This is a genomic window from Sulfurivermis sp. (assembly GCF_059410345.1).
The window spans coordinates 52293-64492 of sequence record NZ_JBLJDO010000006.1 but is presented as its reverse complement, the minus strand read 5'-3'; the positions used below and the strand labels follow the sequence as shown (position 1 = coordinate 64492).

The window sequence follows — 12200 nt, the reverse complement described above, 5'->3', positions numbered from 1 at the left end:
GTCAGCTGGCTTGATGGGGGGAAGCGGCCAATGCGGCAAGTTGTTCAATCAGCGGGGGTAGCGCTGTTTGTACGGTGGTCCAAACGATCTCCAGATCAATATCGAAATATCCATGGGCAATACGATTGCGCATGCCTTTCATGTTCTTCCAGGGGATGAAAGGATGCTGGGCAATGAAATCCGGGTATTCGTTGCCGATCTTGGTCGCGGCTTCACCAAGGACCACGATATTCAGAATGACCGCCTGCTGGGTACGCTTATCTTCAAGAAAAGCCTTTTTGTCGAGGTCTGCGACATAGGATAAGGCGAGGCGTGCCGCCTCCAGCATGTGTCCGAGATAGTCTTCCAGGCGGTTGACCGTCATACAGGCTGGGCTTCGGCCAGAACCTGGGCGCGAAACTTAGCGGGCAGATCTCCCGGGGTCAGTACCTCGACGGGTACTCCCATCATTTCCTCCAGCTCAACTTGCAGCCCCCCCAGATCAAACAAGGTCACACCGGGGAGGGGGTCCACCAGCAGGTCCAGGTCGCTGTCGTCACTGTCCTGGCCGGTCAGGACCGAGCCGAATACACGAACATTGGCCGTCCGATGGCGGGCGGCCGCCTGTCGGATGGCTGCGCGATGTTGTTCCAGTACAATCGATGGCCGCATGTGGTACCTCACTTCTGAATCCTGATATTTACTCCAACACCATTACTCCGTCCATCTCCACCGGCACCCCCTTGGGCAGGGCGGCGACCTGCACGGCGGCGCGGGCGGGATAGGGCTGGGCGAAGTATTCGGCCATCACCTCGTTGACCAGGGGGAAATGGGTGAGGTCGGTGAGGAACACATTGAGCTTGACCACGTCGGCCAGCGAACCGCCGGCTGCCTCGGCCACCGCCTTCAGGTTGTCGAACACGCGGCGCACCTGCGCGCGCATGTCGCCCTGCACCACCTCCATGGTTTCCGGCACCAGCGGGATCTGGCCGGAGAGGTACACGGTGTCGCCCACCTTCACCGCCTGAGAATACGTGCCGATGGCCTTGGGGGCCTGGTCGGTATGGATGATTTGCTTGGCCACGGGAAACTCCTGATCAGGTTATTGATGGGCGGATCATACCGCACACCAAAGAAGACCGAGAGGTATCGCGTGCCGGAAATGATGACGCCCCATCACCAGGATGGGGCGCCGTTGCGCAGCACAAAATGAACGGGCATCCCTGCCCCGAATATTTCCTTAAACGCCGATTACGCCGCCGTCATCTCGGGTGATGATGACGGTGCTGGAGCGGGGGCGTGCGCCGCTGCCATCGGGCCATTCGGAGTAACTGCCGTTGCCCAGCAGGACATTGCCCTGCTCCCCCGGGTGCTGAACGTTGACGAACATGGTCTTGCGATCCGGGGTCATGACGACGCCGGTGACTTCGCAGCCGATCGGCCCGACGAAGAAGCGGCGGATGTCGCCGGTGGAGGGAATGGCGCCAAGCATCTGGTTATTGCCGAAGGTGCCGCCGTTGAGCTGGGAGCCGCTCATGTCGGTCTGGATCCACATGACACCGCCATCGTCCACCCACAGGCCGTCGGGGCTGGCGAAGGTGTTGTCGGCAGTGAGCGGGTTGCCGTTGGGATCGAGGCTGTCGCCCGCAGTGCCGGCTAGCACGAAGATGTCCCAGGCGAAGCCGGTGGCCGCCGGGTTGTTGCCGGTTTCGGCGATCTTGATGATGTGGCCGTAGGGATTGGGGCCGCGCGGATTGGCGTCGTCCACTTCGCCGCTGGTGCGGTTGGAGTTGTTGGTGAGGGTGAAGTAGATCTCGCCGTTGAACGGATTGACGGTGCCCCACTCGGGGCGGTCCATCTTGGTAGCGCCAACGAAATCGGCGGCCAGACGGGTGTTGACCAGCACATCGGCCTGGGAGGTGAAGCCGTTGGCGTCGGTGAGGCCGTTCTGGCCGTATTCCAAGGCGAGCCATTCGCCGCCGTCGGCGTTGAACTTGGCCACGTACAGTGTGCCCTCGTCCAGCAGCGAACCGTTGGCGGTGGCCTTGTGGTAGTTGTTCTTGCTGACGAACTTGTAGATGTATTCGTTACGCGCGTCATCGCCCATGTATACCACCACCGGCTTGCCTTCCTGCGCCGGCGCAAACCAGGCGCCCTCGTGGGCGATGCGGCCCAGGGCGGTGCGCTTGATCGGCGTAGCGTCCGGGTCGAAGGGATCGATCTCAACCACCCAGCCGAAGGCATTGGGTTCGTTGCGGTAGTCCTCGGTGGCATCGGCGCCCAGTGTGGTGGCGTTGAAGCGCACATACTGATCACCGCCGCTGGTGAGGGTCTCCCACTTATAGCGGCCGGTGCCGGTGGCCACGCCGTAACGGCTGTGCTCGCGCGGCAGGGTGGCATCCTTGTTGACGAAGTAGCCGGCCCAGTTTTCCTCGCAGGTGAGGTAGGTGTTCCACGGGGTGTAGCCGTGGGCGCAGTTGTTGAGGGTGCCGCGGGTCATGGTGCCAGCCGGGCTGTATTTGGTGATCACGAAGTCGCTGCCGCGCACGGCGCCACGGATCGCCATCGGGGTGGCTCCGGTGATGCGGCGGTTGTACATGGACGGAACCACACCCCAGTTGCCGCCGGCGTCCTTCTTGATGTGTACCACGGACACGCCGTGGGCGGCGATCTCCTTGCGTACCTCGTCTTCCACCGTGCGATTGCCGCTGCCGTCGACGGTGGCGGCGCCGGAGGCGTGCATGGTGTTCTGCTGGATGTACTCGTGGTTCACCACCAGCAGGCCTTCATCGGAGCGGTTGTCGATGGGGAAGAAGTGCATGCCGTCGTGGTGCATGCCCACCTGCTGTTCCTGCTCGGCGCCGGTATTGAGACCGCCGTCTAGGTAGGCGGGGTAGCTGCCAGTGATGGGTGTACCCCAGGGAATGAACGGCGTGGCCGTATAGCCGGCCGGCACGGTGGCGGTGTCGTCCTGATTGAGGGCGATGGCGGTAAAGCCGAGGGCGGTGACCAGACTGACGCCGCCGCTGCCGCTGACGGGGGTGCTGGAGCTGCTGGAATCACAGCCGGTCAGGGCCAGGGCACCGGCGCCGCCGAGAAAGCCGGCGGTGGCGGCGCCGAGGCCGCCCTTGAGGATCTGGCGGCGGTTGAGGCGCGCGTTGAGCAGGGTGGCAAAGTCCACATTGTCACTGCTGTTGGTGATCGGATCCTGCGGCTTGCCGATCAGGTTCTGCCTGCCTTCTTTGTTCATGGGTCAACTCCTGTAAGACGGAAAGGGAAAGGGAATAACGACCCGGGGCAAGGTAGCGGCAGAAAATGACGTGTACGTTATTGCCTTATGTCTGAACGGTGACAGTTGCGAGGGCGTGGAGATCGGACAGCAGCATGGTGAACACGGCATCTGCTTGTGTGGTGTCAAATTCGCCGTGGCGGTTCTTGTGCACGCCGAGTTGCGACAAGGTGTAATGGCGCAGGGGGATGAGGTCGTGGCGGCGTAGTGTGTGGGCGACGCAATGCAACTCACAGCCGTCGATTGCCAGCATCGGTCGGCCCGAGCGGGCAACACGCAGCAGCTGTGGCACGTCGCCGCCGACGCCTGCAATGCAGGACATCTCAGCGGCGCCGCCGCGGTCCAGCCGCAGCGCGAGATGATTGGCCATCTGTGCCGCGGCCGAACAGCCAGAGCAGGCATAGACCAGGGGCAGGCGGGGCCTGGTGTGGGTTTTGCCTGCGGCGGTGTCCGATAGCGACATAAAGCGTGGTTTGAATCCGCTCATGGTGAAGTTCCCGCAAGAATGATGGTGGCAAGGCGGAAGTCGCACCTTCCGTGGCAGCGGGAGCGTAGCGGCCGGATGTTGCAGCGCGGTTAAGGGAAGTTCTGGAGAAGTTCAGAACGTCCCAAGGAGCCATTGCCCGCACCGGCGCGGGCGGATGGAAATTTCAGCCGCGACCGCGGCCGATCTTCACGACCTTGTCGAGGGCACGGATGCTGCGCATGATGCGGGCGAGGTGACGGCGGTCGCGCACGGCGACGGTGAGGTTGATGGCGGAGTGGATGCCGTCGCGGTCTTCCAGGCTGACGTTGTCGATATTGGCGTCGGTTTCGGCAATGGCGGCGGCAACGGTGGCGAGTACGCCGCGCTGGTTGGTGACTTCCACGCGCAGGTCGACCGGGAAGGTGGTGTCGAGCAGGTCGGCCCACTGCACGGTGATCCACTTCTCCGGTTGCTTGCGGTAGTCGGCGATGTTTTTGCAGTTCTGCGTGTGGATGATGATGCCGCGGCCGGTGGAGAGGAAGCCCATGATGGCGTCGCCGGGGATTGGGCGGCAGCACTTGGCGAAGGACACCACGGCGCCTTCGGTGCCCTTGATGTAGAGCGGGCGGTTGGCGGCTTCCTGTTCCGGTGTGTGTGTCTCCAGCGGCACCAGGAGACGCGCCACCAGCGGCGCCATGCGATTGCCCAGGCCGATCTGTTCCAGCAGGTCATCGAAGGTGGCCAGATTCACTTCCTTCAGCGCCGCATCAATGCGTTCCTGCGGCACCATCAGCAGGGTCTCTTCCAGGTCGGTGAGGGCTTGCTCCAGCAGGCGGCGGCCGAGGCCGATGGCCTCGTCGCGTTGCAGGTTCTTCAGATAGTTGCGGATGTTGGCGCGCGCCTTGGCAGTGACCACGAAGTTGAGCCAGGTGGGGTTGGGTCGCGCACTCGGCGCAGTGATCACTTCCACCGTTTGCCCGTTGCCGAGGCGCGTGGCGAGTGGCATCAGGCGGCGATCGATCTTCACCGCCACGCAGGAGTTGCCCACGTCGGTATGCACGTCGTAGGCGAAGTCCACCGCGGTGGCGCCGCGCGGCAGTTCCATGATCTCGCCCTTGGGCGTGAACACGTAGACCTCGTCGGGGAACAGATCGACCTTGACGTTCTCCAGGAACTCCAGCGAATTGCCGGCGCTCTGCTGCATCTCCAAGAGGCCCTTGAGCCATTCGCGCGCGCGCGCCTGGGCGCTGACGCCGCCGCCCTCGCCGGTCTTGTACAGCCAGTGGGCGGCGATACCCGCCTCGGCCACCTTGTCCATCTCTTCGGTGCGGATCTGCACCTCGATGGGCACGCCGTAGGGGCCGAACAGGGCGGTGTGCAGCGACTGGTAGCCGTTGGCCTTGGGGATGGCGATGTAGTCCTTGAACTTGCCGGGTACCGGCTTGTACAGGTTGTGCACGGCGCCGAGCACGCGGTAACAGGTGTCCACCTTGTCGACGATGACGCGGAAGGCATACACGTCCATCACTTCGTTGAAGGACAGGTTTTTGCTGCGCATCTTTTTGTACAGCGACAGCAGGTGTTTCTCGCGGCCGATGACGCGTCCTTCCAGCCCCTCCTGGCGCAGGCGCTCCTGCAACGCGATCTCGATCTTGCTGATGATTTCGCGCCGGTTGCCGCGCGCCTTCTTCACCGCCTCGGCCAGCACGCGGGCACGCAGCGGGTGGTAGGCGGCAAAGCCGAGGTCTTCCAGCTCCAGGCGCAGGCGATTCATGCCGAGGCGCGAGGCGATGGGGGTGTAGATGTCGAGGGTTTCGCGCGCGATGCGGCGGCGCTTGTCCGGGCGCAGCCCTTCCAGCGTGCGCATGTTGTGCAGGCGGTCGGCCAGCTTGATGATGATCACGCGCAGGTCGCGCGCCATGGCCAGCATCATCTTGCGGAAGTTTTCCGCCTGCGCCTCGGCCTTGCTCTCGAATTGGATGTTGGTCAGCTTGGAGACGCCGTCCACCAGTTCCGCCACTTCGGCACCGAACTTTTCGGCGATCTGTTCCTTGGCGGTGGGAGTGTCTTCGATGACGTCGTGCAGGATGGCGGCGACGATGCTGGGGGCATCCATGCGCATCTCGGCGAGGATGCGCGCCACGGCGAGGGGGTGGTAGATGTAGGGTTCGCCGGAGACGCGCTTCTGACCTTCGTGCGCCTCGGCACCGAACAGATAGGCCCGATAGACCTCGGCCACCTGATCCGGTTCAAGATAGCCTTCGAGGAGGGCGCACAGGTCGCTGATCAAAAACACCGTGCACCCTCCGGCTTACGACGTCATCAGTCGTTGTCCATGGAGATCACCACCGGGGCGGCGACCTCTTCTTCGAACGCATCCTCCGACTCCTGCTCCACGGCGTCCAGCACCTCGCGGCCCACCAGGCCGGCGGCAATTTCGCGCAGGGCGAGTACGGTGGGCTTGTCCTGCTCCCAGGGCAGGTAGGCATCCTTGCCCTTTTCCAGCTGACGGGCGCGCTTGGTGGCAACCAGCACCAGCTGGAAGCGGTTGTCGACGTTGTCCAGGCAGTCTTCGACGGTGACACGGGCCATGTTGCTACTCTCCGATAATCCGGGTCCGCCCCGGCGGGGGACGGACGAAAAGGGGATGGATTCTATCTCAAAAACCGCAGTCCGCAAATAAACGCCAATGGACGCGAATAGTCCTGAACGCACGGATATACCACGTCAGACGGCCGGTCGCCGGTTTTCTCCGCAGGTCCCATTTGGGTCCTTTCGCATGCATTGGCGGACCCGGCCGGTTTATTTCCTGGTCAAGCCAGTAGGGACTTGAGCAGCGCGTCGTGGGCGGCGGCCTGGCGCGGCTCGCGCAGGCGGTTGGCCCGGACGATGGCGGCCAGTTCGCCCAGGGCGGTGTCGAAGTCGTCGTTGATCACCAGGTAGTCGAACTCGAAGCAGTGGCTCATCTCGCTCACCGCGTCGCGCATGCGCCGGGCGATGACCTCGTCGCCGTCCTGGCCGCGGTTGCGCAGGCGTTGCTCCAGGGCCGCGCGGGAGGGCGGCAGGACGAAGATGGACACCGTGCCCGGGATCATCTGGCGCACCTGGCGGGCACCCTGCCAGTCGATCTCCAGGATCACGTCGATGCCGTGCTTGAGCAGGTCGAGGGCGGCGGAGCGGGAGGTGCCGTAGTAGTTGTCGAATACCTGGGCGTGTTCCAGGAAGGCTTGGTTGGCCACCATGGCGCGGAAGGTTTCCACATCGACGAAGTGGTAATCCTTGCCGTCCACCTCGCCCGGACGCATGGCGCGGGTGGTGTGGGACACCGAGACCTGCAGCTTGTCGGTGTTCTGCAACAGGGCCTTGACCAGGCTGGTCTTGCCGGCGCCGGAGGGGGCGGAAACGATGTAGAGGGTGCCTTGTGCGTGCTGGTGTTCCATGGCTGGCCTTTGAATTGTTGGGTCATTCCTGCGCGGGCGGCATGAGCAGATCATCCGTGTCCACCCGCAGTATTTGCGCCAGTGTGCGCAATATTCTGGCTGAGCCGGTCTTTTTGCCGGCCTCGATTTGCGACAAATAGGATTTGCCGACGCCGGCCTGGGCCGCCAGCGCCTCCTGGGTCAGACCGCGGTATTCGCGCCAGATGCGCAGCGGATGTTCGGTACCGGCCAGCAGGCGCTGCGCTACCTCCGCCGGGATGGCCTCGTCAGCACCGTTTTCCAATTCCCGCACGGCGGTGTTGGCGGCACGGATATCCTCGGCGTCTTCCGCCAGGGTGAGCAATTGGCGGTAGAGCTCGATGGGCACGACGGCATATTCGGGTTTGCCGTCCTTTTCGATGATTTGGACCTGTGCGCTCATTGGTAGACATCTCCCCGCAGCCCGGCCTTCAGTACCAGCAACACCAGCGCCTCGTCCTCGATAGAGCAGATGGCGCGGTAGCCACCTACCCGCAGGCGCCAATAGGGCGAGCCGGTCAGCGGCTTCCAATCACCGGAATAATCATGTGGATTGGCGGCGATGGTTGCTAATTCTTTCTGCATCTTCTGGCGAATCCGGGCTGGCAGCTTCGCCAGTTCCTTCAGCGCCGCTTTTTTGTACACCAGCCGGAGCATAAGTTTACTTCCGTGTTTACTTATAGGCAACAAAGGGCTGGGCTATTCGATATTCTGCACCTGTTCGCGCATCTGCTCGATGAGCACCTTGAGGTCCACGGCGTAGCGGGTGGTGTCCACGTCCTGGGATTTGGAGGAGAGGGTGTTGGCCTCGCGGTTCAGCTCCTGCATCAGGAAGTCGAGGCGGCGGCCCACCGGCTCCTTCTGCTCCAGCACGCGGCGCACTTCGTCGAGGTGGGCCGTGAGGCGGTCCAGTTCCTCTTCCACGTCCAGGCGCTGGGCCAGCAGCACCAGTTCCTGTTCCAGCCGGGCCGGTTCCAGTTCGTCCTTCAGCTCGGCCAGTTTGGCGTCGAGGCGTTCGCGGGCGCGCGCCAGCACCTCGGGGCGGCGGGCGTTGACCTGGGTGACGATCGCGCCCATCGCCGCACAGCGTTGCAGGAGCAGTTCCTTCAGCTTGTCGCCTTCACGGGCGCGGGTAGCGATCAATTCGCTCAACGCGGCGTCGAGCAGCCCCATGGCCTCGGCGTGCAGGCGCTCCGGGTCGGGTGTGGGCAGTTGCAGCACGCCGGGCCAGCGCAGCACATCAAAGGAGTTCACCGGGGCGGGGTTGTAGATGATGCCGTCGATCTCGCGGGTGACGTGCGCCAGCTGGGTGACCAGCTCCCGGTTGATCGCCAGCGAGGCGTATTCCGCCGGTGCCTGGTAACGGATGGCACAGTCCACCTTGCCGCGGCCCAGGGCCTGGTTGATGCGCTCGCGGATGCGCGGTTCCAGCACGCGCACTTCGTCCGGCAGGCGCAGGCCCAGTTCCAGGTAGCGGTGGTTGACCGAGCGCAGTTCCACGGTGAAGGCGCCCCAGGTGCCCTGGGACTCGCGGCGGGCGAATGCCGTCATGCTGTGAATCATGTACACTCCTCAAGCTTACGGTGCGGCATGGCCGGTCATGGTACCCTGACTCATCACGCCACGGAACAGCAGCAGGAAAAAGCTTCTCTCTCATATAGATAGCGGATGAACGACGCGCGCGACACTTACTGCCTGCAAAAGGGCACCCCGCTGGACAGCTATGTCATCGACCGTGCCATCGGCGGCGGTGGTTTCAGCATCGTGTATCTGGCGCATGACGCCAATGACGGCAGTCTGGTGGCGATCAAGGAATACATGCCGCGCAAGCTGGCCTATCGCGGCGAGGATGGCGTGTCGGTACACACCCTGCCCGATTCCGAGACCGGCGACAATTTCGCCCATGGCCGCCGCATGTTCTTCCAGGAGGCCAGCACGCTGGCCACCATCAAGCATCCCAACATCGTCAACGTGATCAACTTCTTCCGTGCCAACGGCACGGTCTATATGGTCATGGCCTACGAAAAGGGGATCAACCTGCAGGACTACATCAAGCGCCACGGCGGCAACCTGAGCGAAAAATTCATCCGCACGGTATTCCCGCGCCTGCTCGATGGTCTGAAGGTGATTCACGGCATGGGCCTGCTGCATCTGGACATCAAACCCGGCAACATCTTCCTGCGCCCCGGTGGCAACCCGCTGCTGCTGGATTTCGGTGCTGTCCATCAGATGCAGAACAGTCGCAAGTATCAGCCCACCCAAGTGATCACTCCCGGCTTCGCGCCCTACGAGCAGCTCACCCCCGGCGGCTACGTCGGCCCGTGGAGCGATCTGTATGCAGTAGGCGCCTCCATGCGCGCCTGCATCGACGGCGCGACGCCGCCGCCGGCGGACGAGCGGCGCATGAAAGATGCGTTGAAGCCGGCCGTGCTGGCGTTCAAGAAGCACTATTCCGCAGCCCTGCTCGGCGCCATCGACTGGGCGATGGAGGTGGACCCGTTGCTGCGCCCGCAGAATGTGGATCAGTTGCTGGAGGCGATGAATCGTGAGGAGCCGCCGGAGGAGCCCACTTCGCGGGGTGACTCCTTTCTCGATCTGTTGACCCGTGACATCACCCTGCCCTGGTCCAAGGGTTGAGAAACAGGTCCCGTCCGATGCACTACGAAACCGGCGTCGCCAATCACCTCGGCAATCGCAACAGCAACCAGGATCGCTTCGACATCGTGGAGAGCGATGAGGGTGTGTTGCTGGTGCTGGCCGACGGCATGGGCGGCCACTATGGCGGCGACGTGGCGGCGCAGGCGCTGGTGGACATCGCGCGCGACCGCTACCTCAACAGCACGCGCCCGGTGGCGCAGCCGGGGCGCTTTCTGACCGAGATCATCCAGGCCACCCATGATGCCCTGGTCAGCCATGCCACCGAGCAGAACCTGGGCAATATTCCCGGCACGACTGCGGTACTGTGTCTGCTCCAGAACGGCCACATGGACTGGGCCCATGTCGGTGACTCGCGCCTGTACCTGTTTCGCGGCGGCCTGCCGGTGTTCCGCACCACCGATCATTCCTACGTCGAACAGCTCTACCAGCAGGGCATCATCCGGCGCTCCGAACAGGACAGCCACCCACGCCGCAACCACATCACCCAGTGCATCGGCGCCATGCCGCAGGCACCCGAGGTGGAGTTGGGCAAGGGCAAACCGATGCGCGTGGGCGACATCGTCCTGCTGTGTTCCGACGGTCTGTGGGGCGCGCTGGACGACGCCCAACTGGGGCTGATGCTGCAACAGGAAGGCAGCCTGGATGAGGTGCTCGAGCGCATGGCCATGCGCGCCGAACAGATCAGCTATCCGCACAGCGACAATATCAGCGTGGTCGCCCTGCGCCTGACCTCGCTGGCGCCGGCCACGCCACGGCCGCGCCCGCCGGAGCCGCCCAAGCCTGAACCGAAGCCGAAGCCCAAGGACGAGACGCCGCGGGTGGACGACGACAAGCTGAAGAGCGCCATCGAACAGATCGAAGAGGTGCTGCGTACCTATAAGGACGAGTTGAAGCGATAAGGGTTCGCCTCGCCGTCAATGCCCGGTACAATGGCCGGGCCTCCCATTACACCAATCCAACCAAGGAATTCCTATGCGCCCGAGTGGACGAGCGCCCGCTGAACTGCGCGCCATCAAACTTACCCGCAACTACACCAAGCATGCCGAAGGCTCGGTCCTGGTGGAGTTCGGCGATACCAAGGTGATTTGCACCGCCAGCGTGAGCGAGGGCGTGCCGCGCTTTCTCAAGGGCAAGGGCGAGGGCTGGGTGACTGCGGAATACGGCATGCTGCCGCGCTCCACCGGCTCGCGCATGAACCGCGAGGCGGCCCAGGGCAAGCAGGGCGGCCGCACCATGGAGATCCAGCGTCTCATCGGTCGTTCGCTGCGCGCCGTGGTGGACATGGCGGCGCTGGGTGAGCGTACCATCACCGTCGACTGCGACGTGATCCAGGCCGATGGCGGTACCCGCACCGCCTCCATCACCGGCGGTTATGTGGCCCTGGTCGATGCCATCCGCCACCTGCGCGAAAAGAAACTGATCAAGAAGGACCCGCTGCACGGCCAGGTGGCCTCGGTGTCGGTCGGTATCCACCAGGGCGTGCCCATCGTCGACCTGGACTACGCGGAGGATTCCGGCGCCGAGACCGACATGAATGTGGTGATGAACGACGGTGGCGCCTTCATCGAGGTGCAGGGCACCGCCGAGGGCCACGCCTTCCGCCGCGAGGAACTGGACGCCATGCTGGCCCTGGCCGACCAGGGCATCCGCCAGTTGCTGGAGAAGCAGCGCGAGGCGCTGGGGAAGTAACAAACGGTAAGGGGCCTTGTCATGAAGAAAGTCGTGTTGGCCAGCGGTAACAAGGGCAAGGTGCGTGAGTTCGGCGAGATCCTGGCCGGTGCGGACATCAGCATCGTGCCGCAGACCGAGCTGGGTGTGCCGGAGGCCGAGGAGACCGGCCTGACCTTCGTGGAGAATGCCATCCTCAAGGCGCGCAACGCCGCGCGCCACACCGGTCTGCCGGCCATCGCCGACGACTCCGGATTGGAGGTGGATTCCCTTATGGGCGCTCCGGGTATTTACTCAGCACGCTATGCCGGCGTCGGTGCCGGTGATACGGCCAACCTGCAGAAGCTGCTGGTGGAGATGAAGGATGTGCCGGCGGCCCAGCGTAGCGCGCGCTTTCAGTGCGTGCTGGTGTATATGGCGCATGAACTGGACCCGACGCCGATCATCTGCCAGGGCAGCTGGGAAGGTATGATCGCGTTTGAACCCCATGGTGACGGCGGCTTTGGCTATGACCCGGTGTTCTTCGTGCCGGCGCACAATGCCACAGTGGCCGAGCTGCCGTCGGCGCTCAAGCACGACCTCAGTCACCGTGGTCAGGCCTTGCGCCAGCTGCTGGCGGCGCTGCGTCAGGTATAATCATCCGTCAGCCGGGTCCACACCCCGGCGGACAGATACTCCCGGC

15 protein-coding genes are annotated in these 12200 nt (G+C 63.7%); 4 read left to right on the top strand and 11 right to left on the bottom strand.

Going from position 1 to position 12200, the window contains the following annotated elements:
- Position 1 precedes the first annotated feature (1 nt).
- The 11 genes from ACMV8A_RS06970 to ACMV8A_RS06920 all read right to left on the bottom strand — a co-directional run bounded on the left by ACMV8A_RS06970 (position 2) and on the right by ACMV8A_RS06920 (position 8755).
- Positions 2-364, bottom strand: a complete 363-nt coding sequence (locus ACMV8A_RS06970; RefSeq protein ID WP_495325038.1) for a HepT-like ribonuclease domain-containing protein — start codon at positions 362-364, stop codon at positions 2-4.
- On the bottom strand, positions 361-651 hold the full coding sequence (locus ACMV8A_RS06965) for a nucleotidyltransferase domain-containing protein (RefSeq protein ID WP_495325037.1): 291 nt from the start codon (positions 649-651) through the stop codon (positions 361-363). Before ACMV8A_RS06965 ends, ACMV8A_RS06970 begins: the two co-directional genes overlap by 4 nt.
- 28 nt (positions 652-679) lie before the next feature.
- Positions 680-1063: a RidA family protein gene (locus ACMV8A_RS06960; protein ID WP_495325036.1), complete on the bottom strand. Its 384-nt coding sequence runs from the start codon at positions 1061-1063 to the stop codon at positions 680-682.
- Positions 1064-1219: 156 nt separating this feature from the next.
- Entirely contained in the window at positions 1220-3229 is a 2010-nt protein-coding gene (locus tag ACMV8A_RS06955) for a PhoX family protein (RefSeq protein ID WP_495325035.1), read from the bottom strand.
- Positions 3230-3314: 85 nt separating this feature from the next.
- Positions 3315-3731 (bottom strand): putative zinc-binding protein, encoded by a 417-nt coding sequence (locus ACMV8A_RS06950; RefSeq protein WP_495325145.1) that lies wholly within the window; start codon positions 3729-3731, stop codon positions 3315-3317.
- A gap of 187 nt (positions 3732-3918) precedes the next feature.
- Positions 3919-6030, bottom strand: coding sequence for a bifunctional GTP diphosphokinase/guanosine-3',5'-bis pyrophosphate 3'-pyrophosphohydrolase (gene spoT / locus ACMV8A_RS06945; protein ID WP_495325034.1), 2112 nt, complete (start codon positions 6028-6030; stop codon positions 3919-3921).
- Positions 6031-6056: 26 nt separating this feature from the next.
- Positions 6057-6326: a DNA-directed RNA polymerase subunit omega gene (gene rpoZ / locus ACMV8A_RS06940; RefSeq protein WP_495325033.1), complete on the bottom strand. Its 270-nt coding sequence runs from the start codon at positions 6324-6326 to the stop codon at positions 6057-6059.
- Positions 6327-6547: 221 nt separating this feature from the next.
- Positions 6548-7174: a guanylate kinase gene (gmk, locus tag ACMV8A_RS06935; protein WP_495325032.1), complete on the bottom strand. Its 627-nt coding sequence runs from the start codon at positions 7172-7174 to the stop codon at positions 6548-6550.
- 22 nt (positions 7175-7196) lie between these two features.
- Positions 7197-7595, bottom strand: coding sequence for a helix-turn-helix domain-containing protein (locus ACMV8A_RS06930; RefSeq protein WP_495325031.1), 399 nt, complete (start codon positions 7593-7595; stop codon positions 7197-7199).
- Positions 7592-7849, bottom strand: coding sequence for a type II toxin-antitoxin system RelE family toxin (locus ACMV8A_RS06925; RefSeq protein WP_495325030.1), 258 nt, complete (start codon positions 7847-7849; stop codon positions 7592-7594). The genes ACMV8A_RS06930 and ACMV8A_RS06925 overlap by 4 nt, the downstream gene beginning before the upstream one ends.
- Before the next feature lie 42 nt (positions 7850-7891).
- A complete protein-coding gene (locus ACMV8A_RS06920) occupies positions 7892-8755 on the bottom strand; it encodes a YicC/YloC family endoribonuclease (RefSeq protein WP_495325029.1) in 864 nt (287 codons plus the stop codon).
- Positions 8756-8860: 105 nt separating this feature from the next.
- Between ACMV8A_RS06920 and ACMV8A_RS06915 the strand changes: the two genes are divergently transcribed.
- The 4 genes from ACMV8A_RS06915 to rdgB all read left to right on the top strand — a co-directional run bounded on the left by ACMV8A_RS06915 (position 8861) and on the right by rdgB (position 12154).
- Positions 8861-9829 (top strand): serine/threonine protein kinase, encoded by a 969-nt coding sequence (locus ACMV8A_RS06915; protein WP_495325028.1) that lies wholly within the window; start codon positions 8861-8863, stop codon positions 9827-9829.
- Between the two features lie 17 nt (positions 9830-9846).
- Positions 9847-10749: a PP2C family protein-serine/threonine phosphatase gene (locus tag ACMV8A_RS06910; protein ID WP_495325027.1), complete on the top strand. Its 903-nt coding sequence runs from the start codon at positions 9847-9849 to the stop codon at positions 10747-10749.
- 73 nt (positions 10750-10822) lie between these two features.
- A complete protein-coding gene (gene rph, locus ACMV8A_RS06905) occupies positions 10823-11539 on the top strand; it encodes a ribonuclease PH (protein ID WP_495325026.1) in 717 nt (238 codons plus the stop codon).
- A 21-nt stretch (positions 11540-11560) separates the two neighbouring features.
- A complete protein-coding gene (rdgB, locus tag ACMV8A_RS06900; RefSeq protein WP_495325025.1) occupies positions 11561-12154 on the top strand; it encodes an RdgB/HAM1 family non-canonical purine NTP pyrophosphatase in 594 nt (197 codons plus the stop codon).
- Positions 12155-12200: the final 46 nt, after the last annotated feature.